This is a genomic window from Microcystis sp. LE19-195.1E (genome assembly GCF_027532095.1).
Taxonomy (GTDB): domain Bacteria; phylum Cyanobacteriota; class Cyanobacteriia; order Cyanobacteriales; family Microcystaceae; genus Microcystis; species Microcystis aeruginosa.
Genome location: NZ_JAPZSZ010000355.1, coordinates 1 through 16,705, shown reverse-complemented (window position 1 = coordinate 16,705; position 16,705 = coordinate 1). Strand labels below are relative to the sequence as shown.

Genomic DNA, 16,705 nt, shown 5'->3' with positions numbered 1-16,705 from the left:
GGTGGCGGCGGCAACGTTTTTATCAACGGCAAGATGGGTCAAAAAGGCTCTAATTTCTTCACCCCCCATTTCACGGGGATGTTTTTTCTGATGGAAGAGCAGATAACGCTTAATCCAGTCCAGATATGTTTGTTCGGTGCGGTAGGAGTAGTGTTTGAGGCGAATGGTTTCACGCACTACTATCATAGATAGGCGGTTCATATCGTGGACATTGTAATTGAGTCAACGAGCGGATTTGAAAAGTATCTTGACCAACTGGGCAAAGACGACAAAGCTATAACAGTCAAAAAAATCAATGATTGTGCCAGTCTATTCCCAACTCAAAAAAAGCACGTTTATCGTAAGCTTCATCGCTTCCCTCTGTTATCAGGACTAAATGGATATGAATCTTCTCTGTACACGTTGAAGGTTTCGCAAAAGCTAAGGGTGATTTTAGCGATCGACGAAGATCCTATTTTTGGACAAGTTATATTTACCCTTTTTCGAGTAGTGAAGTGTGATGACCTTGCCAAAACATATCAAAGCATTGCAAAGTCTCTGTACCAAGAAATATCCCATCATCATGATCGAGAAATAGCTCAACTCTCATAATTTTTTTATGGTACAAACTCCGCCGATTCAAAAATGAAACGCATCAGGTACAATCAGCTAATACCGCTGCCCCGGACTGGAGCGACTACAATAGAAAAGTAACCCTAGCTTCACGAGTATATGGTTTCATCAAAATTAATCTCGACATTAAGAGAACTGAGCCGCTCAGACAAGTTTTACATTATGCAGTTTCTGATCTCTGAGCTAGCCCAGCAGGAACCCGAGCTAATTAAGCCTGAACAAGCTTATCCAGTATGGTCTCCCTATGGCGCGGATGAGGCTGCGGATACAATGTTAAAAGCGCTACAGGCTACCAAAGCTCAAAACCATGCCTAACACCGAGCGGTATCCATTTCTTGCTGGCGATGCCACTTTAGGTGAAGCCAGTTTTCGCCCCTACTTGCCATTCACCCTGGTTCATCAACAGGTTTCTATTGCAGCATCCGGACTGCTGGACACTGGTGCAAGTGTTAATGTGCTGCCGTATTCAATAGGGGTCGAGCTTGGGTACAATTGGGAACGACAAACAACAGCACTGAGTTTGACAGGAAATTTGGCTCAGTACGAGGCGCGTGTCGTGCTTGCCCAAGCCGTCGTTGGGCAGTTTGAGCCTATTCAACTGGTTTTTGCTTGGACACAGGCTACAAATGTTCCGCTCATTCTGGGGCAGGTGAATTTTTTTATGGAGTTCGATGTTTGTTTCTACCGTTCACAGCTAGAGTTTGCAGTTAGCCCAAAATCTGCTGCCACAGAGTAGCTCGTTGTCTTTGCCAGACACCTAACTTCACCGTTCGCCAACCAGCCATGATTCTTCGCATCTTTCGTGTCGAGATTGATCCATCAACCCGTTCCGCTTTTGAGGCCGGGTTTAGATCCCTGTCCGTCGACGCAGTCACGCGAGCGCCCGGCAATCTTTCGTGCGAGATTGGGATGCCTACTCGATGGGCGCCCAACACGTATTCCATGATCACCCGATGGCGCGACGAAGATGCTTTGGTCGCCTTCGCAGGGCCGGAATGGAACACACCAGTGATTCCCGCCGGTATGGAGGCTTTCGGAAGAAAGCTGTCCGTAGAGCACTACCGGATTGACGATTCTCCCATCGGCGAACAACGCAATGCAGCGGACTCGCGATAGAATCCGGTGGTGTGGTTCGCGTAAGGTCGCGAGCCGCTGATCGCAATCGTTAGACAGAGAAGGTAGTTTTTATGATTAGTAAACTTTTGAGTGTTTCTATACTGGCTACATTTCTTGTAGCAGTCGCATCATCGACTCCTGTTCAAGCCAAGCCAAAAACTTATAAATGCGAAAGTTATAAAACAACAGATGGACAATGGCGATATCGTATTTCTCCTTCACTTGAGGGGAGTTTTATCAGTAGATCACTTTGTTTTATTCCAGTTTCCCAAAAAAAGTGTAAATATGATGACAATCTTGGGCATGACTGGCGTGAATGCGGTAATTGTAAAACAAGTCCAGCAGATCCATTCAATTTTTGTCTGGGAGAAGGCTACGGTGAAATCGTTGAGGCTCCTGGCGGAGATCGTTATCGTGCCTTTCGGACAGGAACTACTATTGTTTTAGATTAGAACAATTGGAAGATTACCTGTTGGAATTGGCTCGCCTGTAGATTGGATTATTCAAAAAGTGCGATCGCCGATCTTGTAGGGTGCGTTAATGAAATGTAACGCACCTTATCTAACCCCAGTTCGGGTTAAGCAGCGGGGGGTAAAGCCCATTCCATCTTCAAGGAGGGTTTTTTCGGCTGGTGACAGTAAGCAATCAAACCACCCTTATTAGAAGCGGATAATTTCGATCGTGCATCGCGATCGTTGAAAACAGACATCAAATTCTCGAAAAAAGTTCGTTTGCCCAAGAATTAAGGGTATCTGAGAGGTTTTTGCCCAAGCAAAGGCTAGACGAACAGGTTCCAAATTCCCAATTTGAACATACACAAATAACCCTCGTGCTTCAACCCTTGCAAGATTTCCGGCCAATGGCAAGCGGACAGTTTGTTCCTCCCAAATTGCACCCAATTGCGGCCCGATGTCGTAAGGTAATAGATTGACCGTAGATCCGGTATCCAGCAAGGCATTCGCAGAAACAGAAAGGCCTGCATGACTCAGAGTGATGGGAATCGTGGGTAATGCTTCATCGTCGGAAAGGGGAAATTCGACTGTACTAGGCATGGGTAGATGCCTCTCGGTCATCCTGAATCATATGCATCAGAATATTGGCGGCTTCCGTGGCATCGTAGGGCGACCAAATCGGATACTCTGATGCGGAAAAGATAACCTGTAGTTCAGCATCCGGGATTTGTGCAGCTAGGAGTTTGAAGAGTGATAATTTGTCTGTCTGGCTCAGATTGTTGACCAGAAGAATTAACTCAGTGAGTGACATGGCTTAAACTTCTAGATATGCGAGAATAAATTGATCATAAGCGATCTGTGAGGTACGGTCTAACAATCCCGTTGCACACCGACCGTATCAGGTTGGTCGGTGCTGAGTAACAAGAACCACATCATGTGTTGCTACAATTTGATCCCACATCCATAATTCTATCAAGCTAAAATGGAGTGCTATCTAGAAGGAACTTATGATGAAATACAAAATTGTCCTTTATCGTTCTGAAGAAGGAATTACTGTTGGCGTTCCTGCGCTCCCCGGTTGTTGGTCCGAGGGAGATACTGAGGAAGAGGCATTAACCAATATCCAAGATGCAATTCGTGAGTATCTTGCAGCCTTAGAAGAACGCTTGCAAGATGGGGAAATTCGTGAAATTGAAATGCAGGTGTAACTATGCCTAGAATTCCTGGCGTAAATCACCTAGATGCAGTACGAGCCTTGGAGAAGGTAGGCTTTCGGATCATTCGCCAAGGCAAACATATCATCATGAGTGATGGGGTGCGTCAAGTTGCTCTTCCAAGGCACAATCCAATTAAGGCATTTACAATGGGTGGAATTGTTCAAGATGCTGGTTTGACAGTCGCAGAATTTCGTCAACTATTATGAGTGCGATGCCAAAGGCACTGCGTAGCAGATCGCCTCGCCCGTAGGTTGGATTGACGCAAGGAAACCCAACATCAATCAACTCATAACAGAGTGCGATGCCGAAGGCACTGCGTAGCAGCACGCCGATCTTGTAGGGTGTGTTAATGAAGTGAACGCACCTTATCTAATGTTCAAAATCCGTGGGTTACGCTAACGCTAACACAGGCTACATCATATCGATCGCCAAGATTAAGTGATTGCCAAACACACCCTATCAATTCAAAAGAGCGAGATCGTTCAGGTTAACATGGAGAAGGCAGTCAATGGGGCAAGGCTATGACAGTTCGGCAAAGGCGTTACAGCAAAGAGGAGATGGCTCGTCGGGGGAAAGAACTCTACGAGTCTGGCATTCGGCAGCAAGTCGAAGCGGGTAATGAGGGTAAAATTATCGCGATCGACATCGAAACCGGAGATTTTGAGGTTGATGAAACGGTCGTAGCTGCAACCAATCGGCTATTTGAGCGTAACCCTGATGCCCAGCCTTTTGGAATTCGGATTGGACACCCTGCCGTGTATCACTTTGGTTCGCGGAGCTTAAAGAAGAATTCATGATACACGAAGTCTTGTTTGATTTTTACACTGCAACAGTCATTTGGGATGGGCAATATCGCGAGGTTGATATCGCAGCATCAGAGACAGAGCCGTTGCTCGGAATGGCGATGCTCTACGGTTATCGATTGCAGGTGGATAATGTTGAGGGCGGCATCGTTGAGATCAAAGCATTGTGATCCCATTAAGAAGTGCGATCAGAGGATATTACTTTAGATTAGGAAAATCCCCTGAAAAAATCGCTCAAGCTATTTTTGAGATATGATAACTAGGCTACCTCGAAAGATTTACCGAAGGCTCAAACCTTTAAAATTTCCTGTAAGAAACCTAATAAAGTATTACTCTTGATGTGACCTAAAACAACCTAATTAGGGATCAAGTGTTTGAGTCCAACACTCCGACTAGAGAGATAATCTATCGAACGGGCTTACACCATTCCAGCTTTTAACCTACATAAGGCATATGGTTTTATTGTAACCGTTCAGGGGGGGGATGTCAAGCCGCCAGTGGCATTGACTCTGTGGAAGGACTCTCCTGGGGCAGCACCGAGATGGATACTACTCTTTCACAGTAGCCGCTCTTTTCTACGCCTTTTTAGATTATCAGATTTTGTCCCCCCCTGAACTAGGGTTGATTCATTGTAGGGTTGATTCATGAATCAACCCTACCCCCTGAACAGTTACTTCAAGGGAGAAAAAGCGATCGGGCTATAATAGATAAAATTTCATTTTAACTTGAGAAAATTCATTATGACAGCCACTATTGAAGAGATTCGGGCAATACTAAAGCAATTAGCTCAATCCCAACAAGAGTTATCCCAAGCTCAAAAAGAAACAGATAAGCAAATTAACAGAGTTAGTAAGCAGATTGGGGAGTTGGGCAATCGTTTAGGAGAGTTTGTCGAGTGGCAAGTACGTCCTGCGGTGGTGCGTCTTTTTCAGGAGCGGGGTATTGATGTGCATGAGTTTCACCCCGGTATTTCGGTAAAACGGGATAATGAGGGTTTAGAGATTGATCTATTGGTAGTGAATGATACGGATGCCATTTTAGTGGAGGTCAAAAGTAAGTTAACTCAAAGGGATGTGGATGAGCATTTACAACGTTTGGCGAAGTTTAAGCGGTTAATGCCTCGTTTTCGAGATGTAAAGGCTTTGGGAGCAGTGGCAGCGATGATTGTTCCCAATGAGGTGGCGAGTTACGCTTGTCGTCAGGGTTTATTTGTGTTGGTGCAGTCAGGGGAAAATGTAATAATTTTAAATGATGCAGAGTTTACGCCCCGGGTTTGGTAGGTTTAGCTTTTTCTCGAAATCTTCTAGGTTCTGTGTGATCAGTTTAACTTACATTATGATCGATCTTTGTGTCCTTTGTGTCTTTGTGGTTCGTTCCACCCCCTCGCTAGGAGAAATATATCTTAAAATACATTTTACCCACCAAATCCAAGAGAGCCGATTCCATTCCTGCCAATAATCAACGCTAAAATTATACTAAATCCCTTGAGTATAGGCTACATCACTTTAACTTGAGAAAATTCATTATGACAGCCACTATTGAAGAGATTCGGGCAATACTAAAGCAATTAGCTCAATCCCAACAAGAGTTATCCCAATCCCAACAAGAGTTATCCCAAGCTCAAAAAGAAACGGATAAACAAATCAAGGAAACGGATAAGCAAATTAACAGGGTTAGTAAGCAGATTGGGGAGTTGGGCAATCGTTTAGGAGAGTTTGTCGAGTGGCAAGTACGTCCTGCGGTGGTGCGTCTGTTTCAAGAGCGGGGCATTGATGTGCATGAGTTTCACCCTGGTATTTCGGTAAAACGGGATAATGAGGGTTTAGAGATTGATCTATTGGTAGTGAATGATACCGATGCCATTTTAGTGGAGGTCAAAAGTAAGTTAACTCAAAGGGATGTGGACGAGCATTTACAACGTTTGGCTAAGTTTAAGCGGTTAATGCCTCGTTTTCGAGATGTAAAGGCTTTGGGAGCGGTGGCAGCGATGATTGTTCCCGATGAGGTGGCGAGTTATGGTTGTCGTCAGGGTTTATTTGTGTTGGTGCAGTCAGGAGAAAATGTAATAATTTTAAATGATGCGGAGTTTACGCCCCGGGTTTGGTAGGTTTAGCTTTCGTTCCACCCCCTCGCTAGGAGAAATGTATCTTAGAATACATTTTACCCACCAAATCCAAGAGAGCCATTTTTGTTAGGATATCCTGAACAGAAATCTGAAAAGATTGGCGATGAAATTGTCGCTTGTTTGAATCGGTGAGAGTGAAGAGATTGAAAATTTAGAGATTTTATTTTTCTCCAAACGTTTAGAGTCTCAAACCCAATTTGAATTACTATTAGAGGAAAATTTAAAAATGACTGAGCCATTAACAGCAGGTTTACTTATCACCTTAGCAGTACAAGAGTTTGTGAAGTCTGGGACGGGGGATTTAGCGAAACGGTTTACGGCTGAAGCTTTGGCTAAGATTCCCATTTTATGGGAAAAAATCAAAACTCGCTTAACAGGAAAATCTCCTAAAGTTGATGAAGCATTGGCTAAGGTTGAGAGGGGTGATAGTAAAGCGGTTGAAACCTTGACTAAAAATTTGGATGTGATTTTGGATGAAGACCCTGATTTTGCGAAAGAGTTAAAGGTTTTAGCGCAGACGATCCAAGCGGGTAAAATTCAGGATAATAGTAGTATGATTCAAAATAATGCTGATAATGCTAAGGGTTGGCAGACAAAGGTTGAGGGGGGAACTGCCTATATTGGGGGGATTCATCTTGCCAATATAGGCAGCAAATAACAATCGTGACACAGGATCAGAGGGCAAATTTTTTGGATATTATTAGAGGTAGTGTGTATGGATGTCAGGATTTCTTTTGAAGGAGCAACCACCGAGGATGATTCTTATCACCTAAAAAATCTTGCTCGACTAATTGAAGAAGAATGCGACTGTTCTGTAAGTATTGAAACCAGAGAAGCAGAGGTGGGAATCCGAGACGGTGGCTTGGCTATCGGTATAGCAATAGCATCTTTAGTATTAACAGGGATTCAAACCTTGGTTTCAGTTCTTCAATACTGGGAATCTCAACAAAGTCAATATTCTATATCTATCACTGTTGATGCCAATGGACAGCAAAAAAGATTTTTAATGAAAAATTTATCCTTGAAAGAAATTCAATCCTTGCTGTCTGAGATTAATTCTCAACCTCATCACGGAACAGTTAGCGTAAAAATATTAAAACAGTAAACTATGGATACTTCAGAAAAACAGTCACAAAGAATTGCTGTTGCTATTTCTGCTATCAATAAGGGAGAACTAAATGCCGTTATTCCTGATGTTTCGAGGGTTCATGCTTGGTTAACAAATCCTGAGTTCGGAGATTGTAAAAGTAATGGACCAAAACCTTTACATGATTGTCAAAACCAGATTGAGTTTTTACAATATTTTTTGCCAAAAATACAAAAATGGAACAACCAAAATCAACTAATTTTTTATTTCTCAGGACACGGAGATATTAGGGGGGAAGAATATTGTTTAAAACTAGGGATAGACGATAGTGATTGGTTTCCTTTCTCTAACTTGATAAGCTATTTATCTACTTATAAAGTAAATCGAGCAATTTTAATTCTTGATGCTTGTCACAGTGGAGCTGTAACTAAAGGAATTCGGTCTTCAGAACCATTAGTTTTGGAACTAGAAAAAAGCAATCAAAAACTTTCTAAAGGAATAGTTATTATTGCTTCTTGTCAAGAAACTCAAGTATCCCGTGAAACCAACGAAGGAAACTATGGAATTTTTACAAAATTTTTATGTGAAGGAATAGAGAACGGAATGGAAGGCAACAGCAATAAGCCTTATATTTATGTCGGAGATATCGTTAATTATATAAAAGAGAAAATTGAGAGAGATCCCATTTATTCCCAATTTAATCAGCGTCCACAATTTAAAGTAATCAATGCTGATTCTGATATTTGGATTGCCAAAAACAAATACATCTTACAAGATAAATCTAAGGAAAATGAGCAACAAAACCGCGTTACTTCTTCTGAAGAATTAAAATTTCTTTATGAACAAATTCATCCAAATAGGCATCCATGCACGGAAGCGAGTCTTGATAAAATCGATTTAGAATTGATTAAAAAGTATGCAACAAGGATGGGATTATCTGAAGAAGATCAAAAGAATTTAGAAAAAATAGTTGATGAACTTAAACTTTATTCTCCTATTTACCATGAGGGAAAACAATATCTACATAAGGCAGCTGTATTATGTTTTCATCAAAACCCTGAAAGAATTTATCCTCAATGTAAATCTACTTTCGTGGACAGAACTAGAGGAAAAACTGCTTTTGAAAGGTATGATATTCATGGATCTTTGATTCATCAAATAGAAAAATTAGTTGAGCGAGTAAAACAAGCAACAAAAAAGATTTCATTTATTAACAAAAAAGGAATGCGACAAGAAATTGCCGATATAGATTTGGAGGTGGCACGGGAGATAATTTCTAATGCGATCGCTCATAGAAACTACCAATTAAATAGTCATGTTCAAGTAATTATTACACCAGAAGCTCTTGAAGTAAAAAGCCCTGGTAATTTTCCAGATAATACATCTTGGGAAGAACTTATAAAGGAATCAACACCTGTATCAATTCCAATTGATGCGGCTATTGCTCAATATCTTTCTCAGTTGTCAGGATATGAAGGAATTGGTCAAGGTTTTACTTTATTCAAGCAATATATAGAAAACAATGGTTTAGACAGCCTAACTTGTAAGAAATTACGGGGAGAATATATATGTGTTAGTCTCTTACGTCGAAATGAGTTTAGTAATGAAATTTTGGAAAATAATATCGCCATCCCTACTTATACAGCAAATATCCCTAATAATCTAAATCGGGCGCGTACTGGGGCGGTTAATTTCGTGGGGCGTGAAGATGCAATGAAACAACTGCACCACCAGTTACAGCAACAAGAAAGAATTGCGATTACCGCCGTCGTTACGGGAATGGCAGGAGTGGGTAAGACAGAGTTAGCACTCCAGTATGCCCTACATCATCAGAAAAACTCAACTTATCCCGGCGGTATTTGCTGGATCGGGGTGCAAGGTGAAATGGTGGGGGTACAACTATTAGATTTTGCTAAGTCGCAGTTGGGCTTGTTTCCCCCTGAAGATTTGAATTTGCGGGGGCAATTGGATTATTGTTGGGCGAGATGGCAACCGCCGGGGGATGTACTGCTAATTTTAGATGATGTGCATCAGTATAAGGAAATTCAAGATTATTTGCCTCCCCAAGAACAACGATTTAAGGTGTTGATTACGACTCGGCAACAGTCCCTGGCAGCATCGTTTGAGCAGTTGCGCTTACCCGTTTTAAGCGAATCAGCCGCCCTTGCTTTACTGGAATCTCTGATTGGTGCGTCGCGTCTGCAAGCTGAATTAGAGGTAGGGAAGGGGCTATGTGCGTGGCTAGGATATTTGCCTTTAGGGTTGGAATTGGTAGGGCGTTTCCTCAAGCGGCGTACTAATTGGACGTTGGCAACGATGCAGCAGCAGTTGATAGATAAGGGTTTACGGTTGTCTGCTTTGCAGAATCCTTCGGGAGATATGACGGCGCAAAGAGGGGTAGAGGCAGCTTTTGAGGTGAGTTGGGATGAGTTAAATCAGTCAGCGCGGGATTTAGGGTGTTTTTTCAGTCTCTTTGCTTTGGCTCCTATTCCTTGGCGGTTGGTGGTAGAAAGGTGTTTGTCTGCTGAAGATGAGGAGAAGTTGGAAGAGATTAGAGAGGGACAATTACTAAACCTCAATCTGTTGCAAGCAGTAGAAGGAGAAACTTATCAGTTTTATCCGTTGGTGCGACAGTTTTTTCAAGCTAAGTTAGCACTACGAGAGGATGGGGATGAGTTGAAACGCTCCTTTTGTCGGGGTATGGTGGAGGAGGCAAAGACTATTCCTCAGACTCCAACCAAGGAGCAAATAGAAGCCGTCGCCCTATCTATTCCCCATATTGCGGAGTCAGCGACAGCGTTGGAAAAATGGCTGGAGGGGGAGGATTTAATCCCGTCTTTTGGAGGATTGGGAAATTTCTATTATGGACAAGGATTGTACGAACAAGCTGAATTTTGGTATCAGCAATGTCTAGAAGTAACTCACCGCCGCTTGGGAAACGAACATCCCGATGTAGCTACTTCTCTTAACAATCTAGCATTATTGTACGAATCCCAAGGAAGGTACGGAGAAGCTGAACCCCTCTATTTACAAGCTTTAGGATTGTATAAACGGCTATTAGGTGACAATCATCCCAATGTTGCGACTTCCCTCAATAATTTGGCAAACTTGTACGAATCCGAAGGAAACTACGCAGAAGCTGAACCCCTCTATTTACAAGCAATAGAATTGTGTAAACGACTATTAGGGGAGAGTGATCCCAATGTTGCTACTTCCCTCAACAATTTAGCATTTCTGTACTATTCTCAAGGCAGGTACACAGAAGCGGAACCTCTCTATCTAGAAGCATTAGATTTGTATAAACGACTCTTAGGAGACAATCATCCCGATTTGGCAACTTCCCTCAACAATTTAGCACATTTATACTATTATCAAGGCAGGTACACAGAAGCGGAACCTCTCCTTCTAGAAGCATTAGATTTGAGAAAACGACTCTTAGGAGACAATCATCCCGATTTGGCAACTTCCCTTAACAATTTAGCACAGTTGTACAAATCCCAAGGAAAGTACGAGGAAGCGGAACCTCTCTATTTACAAGCTTTAGCAATTGTTGAGCAAGTTTTAGGGGAGAATCATCCTACTACTGTTAGGATTCGGGAAAACTTAGAGTCGCTCCCGTAGGATGGGTTATTAACCCATCCGATAATACAACAATATAAAATAATACAATAACCTTCAATCAACCAAACAATCATGACTACACTCAAAGATATTGAATCCGCGATTCTCCAGTTGCCTGACGAAGAAATCCATCAATTATCAGCTTGGTTACAAGACTATCTTGATGATAGTTGGGACAAACAGATAAAAAACGATCTCGAATCAGGGAAACTCGATCGACTATTACAAAAAGTCAACAATGATATCAGTAACAATCAAGTTAAGCCTTTAGATGAAATCCTTAACAACTCCTGATTTTTGGCAATGTTATGCCAACTTACCTCCCTACATTAAGCAACAGGTAAAAAAAGCCTATCGTCTCTGGATTAGTAATGTTTTCCATCGATCATTACATTTCAAGAAAGTAGGGAAAAATGTCTGGTCAGTCCGAATAACTGAGAATTATAGAGCTTTAGCATTGAAAAAAGGTGAAGATTATTACTGGTTTTGGATTGGTTCTCATGATGAGTATGAAGAGTTAATTAAATAGAAGGAGAAAATTAACCATGCTAGAGCCTAAAGAATTTCGCAATATTATCCACCAAGATTTTACTGAAGTTACCTCACAGGAATTTTTGGCAAATCAAAAAAAATACTGTCCAGAAATTTTTGAAGGCGATAACTATCCCAATATCACTGAAAATCTTAATAATTTAGCAAAACTCTACCAATCTCAAGGAAAGTACGAAGAAGCTGAACCCCTCTATTTACAAGCATTAGCAATTGCCGAGCAAGCTTTAGGGGAGAATCATCCTAATACTGTTAAGATTCGGGAAAATTTACAAATGATGCGACAACAGCAACATCCATCGTCTTAACTGTGATCAATTTGACCATGGGATGGACTATAATTGATCATTGATGAAGACTTGCTGAATACAACACAATCATAGTATTCATTCAATCATTCAAATAACAGTTTAGACTTATTATGGGATTATGGGATGGACTATATTGTTAATATTGTTTTGCAGTACAAAAAGGTAATAAAAAATCATGGACAAACAACTATTACTCAATAAAATTAAACAAGCAGTACAAGCGATCGAACCACAAGCGCAAATATTTCTTTATGGTTCACGGGCGCGAAACGATGCTCAACCAGACTCTGATTGGGATATATTAGTATTAGTTGATGGGATCACTAACCCTACTCGCACATCTCAAATCCGTCGTCAAATTTATGAAATCGAATGGGAAACAGAAGAAGTTATTTGTACCATTGTTCGCAGCAAAAATCAATGGGAACATCCCTTATTACAAACTACTCCTTTCTGGCAATCAGTTAACAAAGAAGCTATTATGCTATGAGTAAAAATTCCCCTCACGATCAACTAATTAGGTATCGTTTAAATCGTGCAGAGGAAGCTTATCAAGATGCTTGTTCTCTTGCTGATGGTGCAAGATGGAATAGTTGTATCAATCGTCTGTACTATAGTTGCTTTTATGCTGTTACGGCTTTACTTGCTTATGATAATCTCTCATCTCCAAAACATACAGGTGTCCGTAGTCTCTTCAACAAAAACTACATCCGTAGCGAAATTATTTCAAAAGACTTTGGTGCAGTTTATAACGAATTGTTTGAATACCGTCTCGAAGCAGATTATACAGACTTTGCAGATTTTGATGAATTACAAGTTCTTCCTTTTATTGCAAAAGTGAGAGATTTTTTAAATATAATTTCAGATCTGCTTCCTACTGATTAAATGACAAAAGTATTGTATGGCAATACATTAAGTAAAGAGCATCTCAATACACAAATGATTCGTAATAATTTACAAATGATGCGACAGTCACATCCATCGTCTTAACTGTGATTGATGGGATTATGGGATGGACTATAATTGATCATTGATGAAGACTTGCTGAATACAACACAATCATAGTATTCATTCAATCATTCAAATAACAGTTTAGACTTATTATGGGATTACCGTAGGTGCTTCTCATCGATGCCTCTTAGATTACCAGATTTTGTCCCCCCCGAACGGTGACAATTTATCAGCGTTTTCTCCTTGTTTGTCGCCGGTGATGCCATTGACTGAGGAGACGATAACTAACAAAATAAGTGATAATGCCCGCCAACAGACCTGTAATCAAACTACCAAAAAATAGCGTTAATAAAAATTCACCGCTCAAACTTGCCCAATTTTCCGCCCAACTTTGGTTAGAGGCAAAAATACGACTATCGATCGCTTGATTTCCTTGACCTAAAAACAATTCTCCCAATTTATAATTAAACAAAAACAGGGGAATATAGGTAAAAGGATTACTCACCCAAGTGGCTGCTGCTGCTGCGATTTTATTGCCCCGCACACAGAAAGCTAAAAAAATCGCAATAATGATCTGTAATCCCATCCAAGGAAAGGCCCCGGAAAACACCCCCACCGCTAACCCGCGAGCGATTTCGATCGGATGTCCCTGTAATCGCACCAAGCGAATCCACCAGTAGCGACAGGAGCGCGTCAGACGATTAATTAGGTTATTCCCTTTATTTTTCGCTTTTAATGACCGTGAGCGCATATTTTCGGGCATAAATGCTGACAAAATTGATCCTGACTTCAATTTTAGCAAGGAGTGATTAAGAGATGTTAAACACAGGGGATACGATCGCCGCCATCGCTACGGCGATCGTTCCGGAACAGGGTAGCATCGGTATTGTCCGTTTATCCGGTAGTCAGGCAGTGGCGATCGCTCGTCGGCTTTTTCATACCCGCAATCGTCAAAAATGGCAAAGTCATCGTCTTCTCTACGGTTATATCCGACATCCCCAAAGTCAAGCAATTATCGATGAAGCTTTGCTGTTGCTCATGTTGGCTCCCCGCTCTTTCACCCGCGAGGATGTGGTGGAATTTCACTGTCATGGCGGCATTATGCCCGTACAACAGGTGTTACAGTTATGTCTAGAAAATGGGGCGCGTTTGGCACAAGCGGGGGAATTTAGCCTGCGTGCCTTTCTTAACGGCAGAATTGACCTAACTCAAGCCGAAAGCGTCGTCGATCTCGTTGGGGCGCGTTCTCCCCAAGCGGCACAATTTGCCCTCTCTGGTTTACAGGGGAAACTCGCGCAACCGATCCGCCATTTGCGCGCCACCTGTCTCGATATTTTGGCTGAAATTGAGGCCCGTATTGACTTTGAAGAGGATTTACCGCCCTTGGATCACGAGGCGGTTCTCCATAGCATAGAACAGGTTTTTTGTCAAGTAAATTTAATTTTAGCTACCGCCGAGCGCGGGGAATTGCTGCGTAGTGGTCTAAAAGTGGCGATCGTGGGGCGGCCGAATGTGGGGAAATCCAGTTTGTTAAATGCTTGGAGTCGGAGCGATCGAGCGATTGTCACCGATTTACCCGGCACTACCCGCGATATCGTCGAATCTCAGCTAGTTGTGGCGGGAATCCCCGTACAAGTCCTCGATACGGCAGGAATTCGCTCGGCCAGTGATCGAGTTGAACAAATTGGGGTGGAACGTTCCCGTCAAACGGCCCGGTCTGCTGATTTAGTTCTATTAACCGTCTCCGCAGAGTCAGGATGGACCGAGGAGGACGAGGAAATTTATCGCTCTGTCAGCGATCGCCGATTAATTTTAGTGATTAATAAAATTGATTTGGTTAATCCAGAAACTGTAATTTACCCAGCAGAAATTGAGCGAGTTGTCAAGCTATCCGCCGTCCAAAATCAGGGTATTGAAGACTTAGAAAAAACTATTATTAATGCTGTCCAAAATCAGGAATTACAGGCGGCTAATTTGGATTTAGCCATTAATCAACGACAAGCAGCCGCTTTAACTACGGCGAAAATTGCTTTGCAACAGGTCAAAAAAACAATTGACCAAAATTTACCTTTTGATTTTTGGTCGATCGATCTGCGTACTGCCATTCAATCCTTAGGAGAAATTACCGGCGAAGAAGTGACTGAATCGGTACTCGATCGCATTTTTAGCCGTTTTTGTATTGGTAAATAAGCAATGAGAAAATCTGGTCAACTGTGTTCGGTTAACTGTAGTCTTGTTGAGAATTGAAGAACTCAGATATTGCCGGAAAAAAAGACTTTCCAAGCGGCCGTAATAATGGCACTTCCCAAAAGGATAATCAATGTCCAGACCTGATTTTTTTGGGTTCCTTCCACTGATTTTAGCCGATTGTCGATGCCTTCGATTTTCTCGTCTAAAACTTTAATATCCCCTTTGATATCAGCTTGTCCTATCTCAAGTTTTGTTAAGCGATTATCTAATCGATCAAACCGTTCATCAATCTTATCGAATTTCTGGCTAACTTCCTTGATACTGTCTTTAATTTCTTTAAGGACGACATCAAGGGAATAAGTAACAGTTTCGTTAGACATTGGGTCAACTCCTATACTGCATCTGGTTGGATATAATTTTATCTTAGTCTAGGCTTTAAGAAAATTTTCTTTCAGGAGCGATTAACTGTAGTCTTGTTGAGAATTAGAGAACTCAGATATTACTGGAAAAAAATACTTTCCAAGCAGCCGTAATAATGGCACTTCCCAAAAGGATAATCAATGTCCAGACCTGATTTTTTTGGGTTCCCTCTACCGATATTAGCCGATTGTCGATGCCTTCGATTTTCTCGTCTAACACTTTAATATCACCTTTGAGATCAGTTACTCCTATTTCTAGTTTGGTTAACCGATCTTCTACCTTGTCAAATCTTTCGTTAACCCGCTTCTCAAGCGAGTCAATCTTCCCCTCAATCCTTGTGAGGACAGCTTCTAGGGAATAAGTAACAGTTTCGTTAGACATTTGGTAAACTCCTATACTGCATCCGGTTGGATATAATTTTATCTTAAGTCTAGCTTTAAGAAAATTTTCTTTCAGGAGCGGTTAACTGTAGTCTTGTTGAGAATTAGAAAGATCAGATATTACTGGAAAAAAATACTTTCCATCCGGCCGTAAAAATGGCACTCCCCAAAAGGATAATTAATGTCCAGACCTGATTTTTTTGGGTTCCTTCCACTGATTTTAGCCGATTGTCGATGCCTTCGATTTTCTCGTCTAACACTTTAATATCCCCTTTGAGATCGGTTAATCCTATTTCTACTTTTGTCAAGCGCTCATCAATCTTATCGATCTTTCCCTCAATCCTTGTGAGGACAGCTTCTAGGGAATAAGTAACAGTTTCGTTAGACATTTTGTAAACTCCTATACTGCATCCGGTTGGATATAATTTTATCTTAAGTCTAGGCTTTTTGGCATTCCTTACCCCACAGTTAACTTCACTTCTGTCCAACCACTGAGACAGTGTTAGGTGAAAACTTCGCTACTTTCTTGTCACTCGATCGAATCTAAAACCTAATTGGTTAAGCTAAAAGCTTTTAGTACTTAGCTTCGAGCCTTTATAACCCTAACCCCAAATTTTTTCGGGAACTTCCTAACATCCCATTCATCTTAAAGCCTAGATTCCGCCTGGAAAAAGGAGGAAATCCAGAGGAGTTTCCGGCTTTTTTCCTAGCCCTCTCGGTTTTCTTTTGGTTTGACACTCCCATCGCACTCATGCGAGGGATTCTTCATTCACAGGGAGATGCCTTGCAAAAGCAGTGCCTTTACTTGGTCTTACTCTCCCTCCAGAAGCAGTAGCGGTATGCCCTACCGCCAAAATTCGTAAACCTTCAT

General features: G+C 41.7%; 25 protein-coding genes and 2 pseudogenes. 20 read left to right on the top strand and 7 right to left on the bottom strand.

Going from position 1 to position 16,705, the window contains the following annotated elements; genetic code table 11:
• Positions 1-186, bottom strand: a 186-nt coding sequence (locus O9300_RS19105; protein WP_287973403.1) for a phage integrase N-terminal SAM-like domain-containing protein, incomplete at its 3' end; no start/stop codon positions are given.
• A gap of 18 nt (positions 187-204) precedes the next feature.
• Here O9300_RS19105 and O9300_RS19100 point away from each other — a divergent pair.
• The 4 genes from O9300_RS19100 to O9300_RS19090 all read left to right on the top strand — a co-directional run bounded on the left by O9300_RS19100 (position 205) and on the right by O9300_RS19090 (position 2,180).
• On the top strand, positions 205-591 hold the full coding sequence (locus tag O9300_RS19100) for a hypothetical protein (protein WP_036403435.1): 387 nt from the start codon (positions 205-207) through the stop codon (positions 589-591).
• 328 nt (positions 592-919) lie between these two features.
• Positions 920-1,348, top strand: coding sequence for an aspartyl protease family protein (locus tag O9300_RS19095; RefSeq protein WP_125730800.1), 429 nt, complete (start codon positions 920-922; stop codon positions 1,346-1,348).
• Positions 1,349-1,395: 47 nt separating this feature from the next.
• Positions 1,396-1,728: an antibiotic biosynthesis monooxygenase family protein gene (locus O9300_RS19580; RefSeq protein ID WP_002798459.1), complete on the top strand. Its 333-nt coding sequence runs from the start codon at positions 1,396-1,398 to the stop codon at positions 1,726-1,728.
• A 71-nt stretch (positions 1,729-1,799) separates the two neighbouring features.
• Complete coding sequence (locus O9300_RS19090) at positions 1,800-2,180, top strand: hypothetical protein (RefSeq protein ID WP_287973400.1); 381 nt, start codon at positions 1,800-1,802, stop codon at positions 2,178-2,180.
• Between the two features lie 207 nt (positions 2,181-2,387).
• On the opposite strand, the gene O9300_RS19085 is transcribed toward O9300_RS19090, so the two are convergent.
• Positions 2,388-2,780: a pepsin/retropepsin-like aspartic protease family protein gene (locus O9300_RS19085; protein ID WP_002753443.1), complete on the bottom strand. Its 393-nt coding sequence runs from the start codon at positions 2,778-2,780 to the stop codon at positions 2,388-2,390.
• Positions 2,773-2,991 (bottom strand): hypothetical protein, encoded by a 219-nt coding sequence (locus tag O9300_RS19080; protein WP_002753442.1) that lies wholly within the window; start codon positions 2,989-2,991, stop codon positions 2,773-2,775. The genes O9300_RS19085 and O9300_RS19080 overlap by 8 nt, the downstream gene beginning before the upstream one ends.
• 199 nt (positions 2,992-3,190) lie before the next feature.
• Between O9300_RS19080 and O9300_RS19075 the strand changes: the two genes are divergently transcribed.
• The 15 genes and pseudogenes from O9300_RS19075 (at position 3,191) to O9300_RS19010 (ending at position 12,778) form a co-directional block, all read left to right on the top strand.
• Positions 3,191-3,388: a type II toxin-antitoxin system HicB family antitoxin gene (locus tag O9300_RS19075; RefSeq protein ID WP_002738180.1), complete on the top strand. Its 198-nt coding sequence runs from the start codon at positions 3,191-3,193 to the stop codon at positions 3,386-3,388.
• Between the two features lie 2 nt (positions 3,389-3,390).
• Positions 3,391-3,603 (top strand): type II toxin-antitoxin system HicA family toxin, encoded by a 213-nt coding sequence (locus O9300_RS19070; RefSeq protein WP_002776326.1) that lies wholly within the window; start codon positions 3,391-3,393, stop codon positions 3,601-3,603.
• A gap of 315 nt (positions 3,604-3,918) precedes the next feature.
• Positions 3,919-4,194, top strand: coding sequence for a hypothetical protein (locus O9300_RS19065; RefSeq protein ID WP_024970721.1), 276 nt, complete (start codon positions 3,919-3,921; stop codon positions 4,192-4,194).
• A gap of 5 nt (positions 4,195-4,199) precedes the next feature.
• Positions 4,200-4,370 (top strand): annotated as a pseudogene (locus tag O9300_RS19060) (clan AA aspartic protease); the annotation flags it as partial.
• Positions 4,371-4,940: 570 nt separating this feature from the next.
• Entirely contained in the window at positions 4,941-5,480 is a 540-nt protein-coding gene (locus tag O9300_RS19055; protein WP_008197327.1) for a DUF3782 domain-containing protein, read from the top strand.
• A gap of 245 nt (positions 5,481-5,725) precedes the next feature.
• Entirely contained in the window at positions 5,726-6,307 is a 582-nt protein-coding gene (locus O9300_RS19050) for a DUF3782 domain-containing protein (protein ID WP_287973396.1), read from the top strand.
• 244 nt (positions 6,308-6,551) lie between these two features.
• On the top strand, positions 6,552-6,983 hold the full coding sequence (locus O9300_RS19045) for a hypothetical protein (RefSeq protein ID WP_287973394.1): 432 nt from the start codon (positions 6,552-6,554) through the stop codon (positions 6,981-6,983).
• A 57-nt stretch (positions 6,984-7,040) separates the two neighbouring features.
• The gene (locus tag O9300_RS19040) at positions 7,041-7,430 is read left to right on the top strand and encodes a hypothetical protein (protein ID WP_287234226.1); all 390 of its coding nucleotides are present in this window, start codon (positions 7,041-7,043) and stop codon (positions 7,428-7,430) included.
• Positions 7,431-7,433: 3 nt separating this feature from the next.
• Positions 7,434-8,120 (top strand): annotated as a pseudogene (locus tag O9300_RS19745) (caspase family protein); the annotation flags it as partial.
• A 900-nt stretch (positions 8,121-9,020) separates the two neighbouring features.
• The gene (locus tag O9300_RS19740; RefSeq protein WP_502846404.1) at positions 9,021-11,033 is read left to right on the top strand and encodes a tetratricopeptide repeat protein; all 2,013 of its coding nucleotides are present in this window, start codon (positions 9,021-9,023) and stop codon (positions 11,031-11,033) included.
• A gap of 72 nt (positions 11,034-11,105) precedes the next feature.
• On the top strand, positions 11,106-11,327 hold the full coding sequence (locus tag O9300_RS19030; protein WP_002736659.1) for a hypothetical protein: 222 nt from the start codon (positions 11,106-11,108) through the stop codon (positions 11,325-11,327).
• Positions 11,305-11,562 (top strand): ParE family toxin-like protein, encoded by a 258-nt coding sequence (locus O9300_RS19025; RefSeq protein WP_287973389.1) that lies wholly within the window; start codon positions 11,305-11,307, stop codon positions 11,560-11,562. Before O9300_RS19030 ends, O9300_RS19025 begins: the two co-directional genes overlap by 23 nt.
• Before the next feature lie 16 nt (positions 11,563-11,578).
• The gene (locus O9300_RS19020) at positions 11,579-11,890 is read left to right on the top strand and encodes a tetratricopeptide repeat protein (protein ID WP_287973387.1); all 312 of its coding nucleotides are present in this window, start codon (positions 11,579-11,581) and stop codon (positions 11,888-11,890) included.
• Positions 11,891-12,068: 178 nt separating this feature from the next.
• The gene (locus O9300_RS19015) at positions 12,069-12,383 is read left to right on the top strand and encodes a nucleotidyltransferase domain-containing protein (protein WP_002737075.1); all 315 of its coding nucleotides are present in this window, start codon (positions 12,069-12,071) and stop codon (positions 12,381-12,383) included.
• Positions 12,380-12,778, top strand: coding sequence for a HEPN domain-containing protein (locus O9300_RS19010; RefSeq protein WP_002736237.1), 399 nt, complete (start codon positions 12,380-12,382; stop codon positions 12,776-12,778). Before O9300_RS19015 ends, O9300_RS19010 begins: the two co-directional genes overlap by 4 nt.
• Before the next feature lie 295 nt (positions 12,779-13,073).
• Here O9300_RS19010 and O9300_RS19005 read toward each other — a convergent pair whose 3' ends face one another.
• On the bottom strand, positions 13,074-13,607 hold the full coding sequence (locus tag O9300_RS19005; protein ID WP_287739593.1) for a DUF2062 domain-containing protein: 534 nt from the start codon (positions 13,605-13,607) through the stop codon (positions 13,074-13,076).
• 53 nt (positions 13,608-13,660) lie between these two features.
• Here O9300_RS19005 and mnmE point away from each other — a divergent pair, with 53 nt between their 5' ends.
• Positions 13,661-15,034: a tRNA uridine-5-carboxymethylaminomethyl(34) synthesis GTPase MnmE gene (mnmE, locus tag O9300_RS19000; RefSeq protein WP_287973385.1), complete on the top strand. Its 1,374-nt coding sequence runs from the start codon at positions 13,661-13,663 to the stop codon at positions 15,032-15,034.
• A 62-nt stretch (positions 15,035-15,096) separates the two neighbouring features.
• Here the strand turns inward: mnmE and O9300_RS18995 are convergent, their stop codons facing one another.
• From O9300_RS18995 to O9300_RS18985, 3 genes are all read right to left on the bottom strand, one after another.
• Complete coding sequence (locus O9300_RS18995) at positions 15,097-15,414, bottom strand: DUF4164 family protein (protein ID WP_016514447.1); 318 nt, start codon at positions 15,412-15,414, stop codon at positions 15,097-15,099.
• Between the two features lie 112 nt (positions 15,415-15,526).
• A complete protein-coding gene (locus tag O9300_RS18990) occupies positions 15,527-15,835 on the bottom strand; it encodes a DUF4164 family protein (RefSeq protein ID WP_002760170.1) in 309 nt (102 codons plus the stop codon).
• A 112-nt stretch (positions 15,836-15,947) separates the two neighbouring features.
• A complete protein-coding gene (locus O9300_RS18985) occupies positions 15,948-16,223 on the bottom strand; it encodes a hypothetical protein (protein WP_002760168.1) in 276 nt (91 codons plus the stop codon).
• Positions 16,224-16,705: the final 482 nt, after the last annotated feature.

Excerpts from the sequence above, each read along its gene's own strand:
- O9300_RS19005 (WP_287739593.1), bottom strand. The coding sequence starts at position 13,607 with ATGCCCGAAAATATGCGCTCACGGTCATTAAAAGCGAAAAATAAAGGG.
- O9300_RS18995 (WP_016514447.1), bottom strand. The coding sequence starts at position 15,414 with ATGTCTAACGAAACTGTTACTTATTCCCTTGATGTCGTCCTTAAAGAA.
- O9300_RS18985 (WP_002760168.1), bottom strand. The coding sequence starts at position 16,223 with ATGTCTAACGAAACTGTTACTTATTCCCTAGAAGCTGTCCTCACAAGG.
- O9300_RS19085 (WP_002753443.1), bottom strand. The coding sequence starts at position 2,780 with ATGCCTAGTACAGTCGAATTTCCCCTTTCCGACGATGAAGCATTACCC.
- O9300_RS19030 (WP_002736659.1), top strand. The coding sequence starts at position 11,106 with ATGACTACACTCAAAGATATTGAATCCGCGATTCTCCAGTTGCCTGAC.
- O9300_RS19015 (WP_002737075.1), top strand. The coding sequence starts at position 12,069 with ATGGACAAACAACTATTACTCAATAAAATTAAACAAGCAGTACAAGCG.
- O9300_RS18990 (WP_002760170.1), bottom strand. The coding sequence starts at position 15,835 with ATGTCTAACGAAACTGTTACTTATTCCCTAGAAGCTGTCCTCACAAGG.
- O9300_RS19020 (WP_287973387.1), top strand. The coding sequence starts at position 11,579 with ATGCTAGAGCCTAAAGAATTTCGCAATATTATCCACCAAGATTTTACT.
- O9300_RS19095 (WP_125730800.1), top strand. The coding sequence starts at position 920 with ATGCCTAACACCGAGCGGTATCCATTTCTTGCTGGCGATGCCACTTTA.
- O9300_RS19580 (WP_002798459.1), top strand. The coding sequence starts at position 1,396 with ATGATTCTTCGCATCTTTCGTGTCGAGATTGATCCATCAACCCGTTCC.
- O9300_RS19055 (WP_008197327.1), top strand. The coding sequence starts at position 4,941 with ATGACAGCCACTATTGAAGAGATTCGGGCAATACTAAAGCAATTAGCT.
- mnmE (WP_287973385.1), top strand. The coding sequence starts at position 13,661 with ATGTTAAACACAGGGGATACGATCGCCGCCATCGCTACGGCGATCGTT.
- O9300_RS19070 (WP_002776326.1), top strand. The coding sequence starts at position 3,391 with ATGCCTAGAATTCCTGGCGTAAATCACCTAGATGCAGTACGAGCCTTG.
- O9300_RS19090 (WP_287973400.1), top strand. The coding sequence starts at position 1,800 with ATGATTAGTAAACTTTTGAGTGTTTCTATACTGGCTACATTTCTTGTA.
- O9300_RS19050 (WP_287973396.1), top strand. The coding sequence starts at position 5,726 with ATGACAGCCACTATTGAAGAGATTCGGGCAATACTAAAGCAATTAGCT.
- O9300_RS19040 (WP_287234226.1), top strand. The coding sequence starts at position 7,041 with ATGGATGTCAGGATTTCTTTTGAAGGAGCAACCACCGAGGATGATTCT.
- O9300_RS19080 (WP_002753442.1), bottom strand. The coding sequence starts at position 2,991 with ATGTCACTCACTGAGTTAATTCTTCTGGTCAACAATCTGAGCCAGACA.
- O9300_RS19075 (WP_002738180.1), top strand. The coding sequence starts at position 3,191 with ATGAAATACAAAATTGTCCTTTATCGTTCTGAAGAAGGAATTACTGTT.
- O9300_RS19065 (WP_024970721.1), top strand. The coding sequence starts at position 3,919 with ATGACAGTTCGGCAAAGGCGTTACAGCAAAGAGGAGATGGCTCGTCGG.
- O9300_RS19045 (WP_287973394.1), top strand. The coding sequence starts at position 6,552 with ATGACTGAGCCATTAACAGCAGGTTTACTTATCACCTTAGCAGTACAA.
- O9300_RS19010 (WP_002736237.1), top strand. The coding sequence starts at position 12,380 with ATGAGTAAAAATTCCCCTCACGATCAACTAATTAGGTATCGTTTAAAT.
- O9300_RS19025 (WP_287973389.1), top strand. The coding sequence starts at position 11,305 with ATGAAATCCTTAACAACTCCTGATTTTTGGCAATGTTATGCCAACTTA.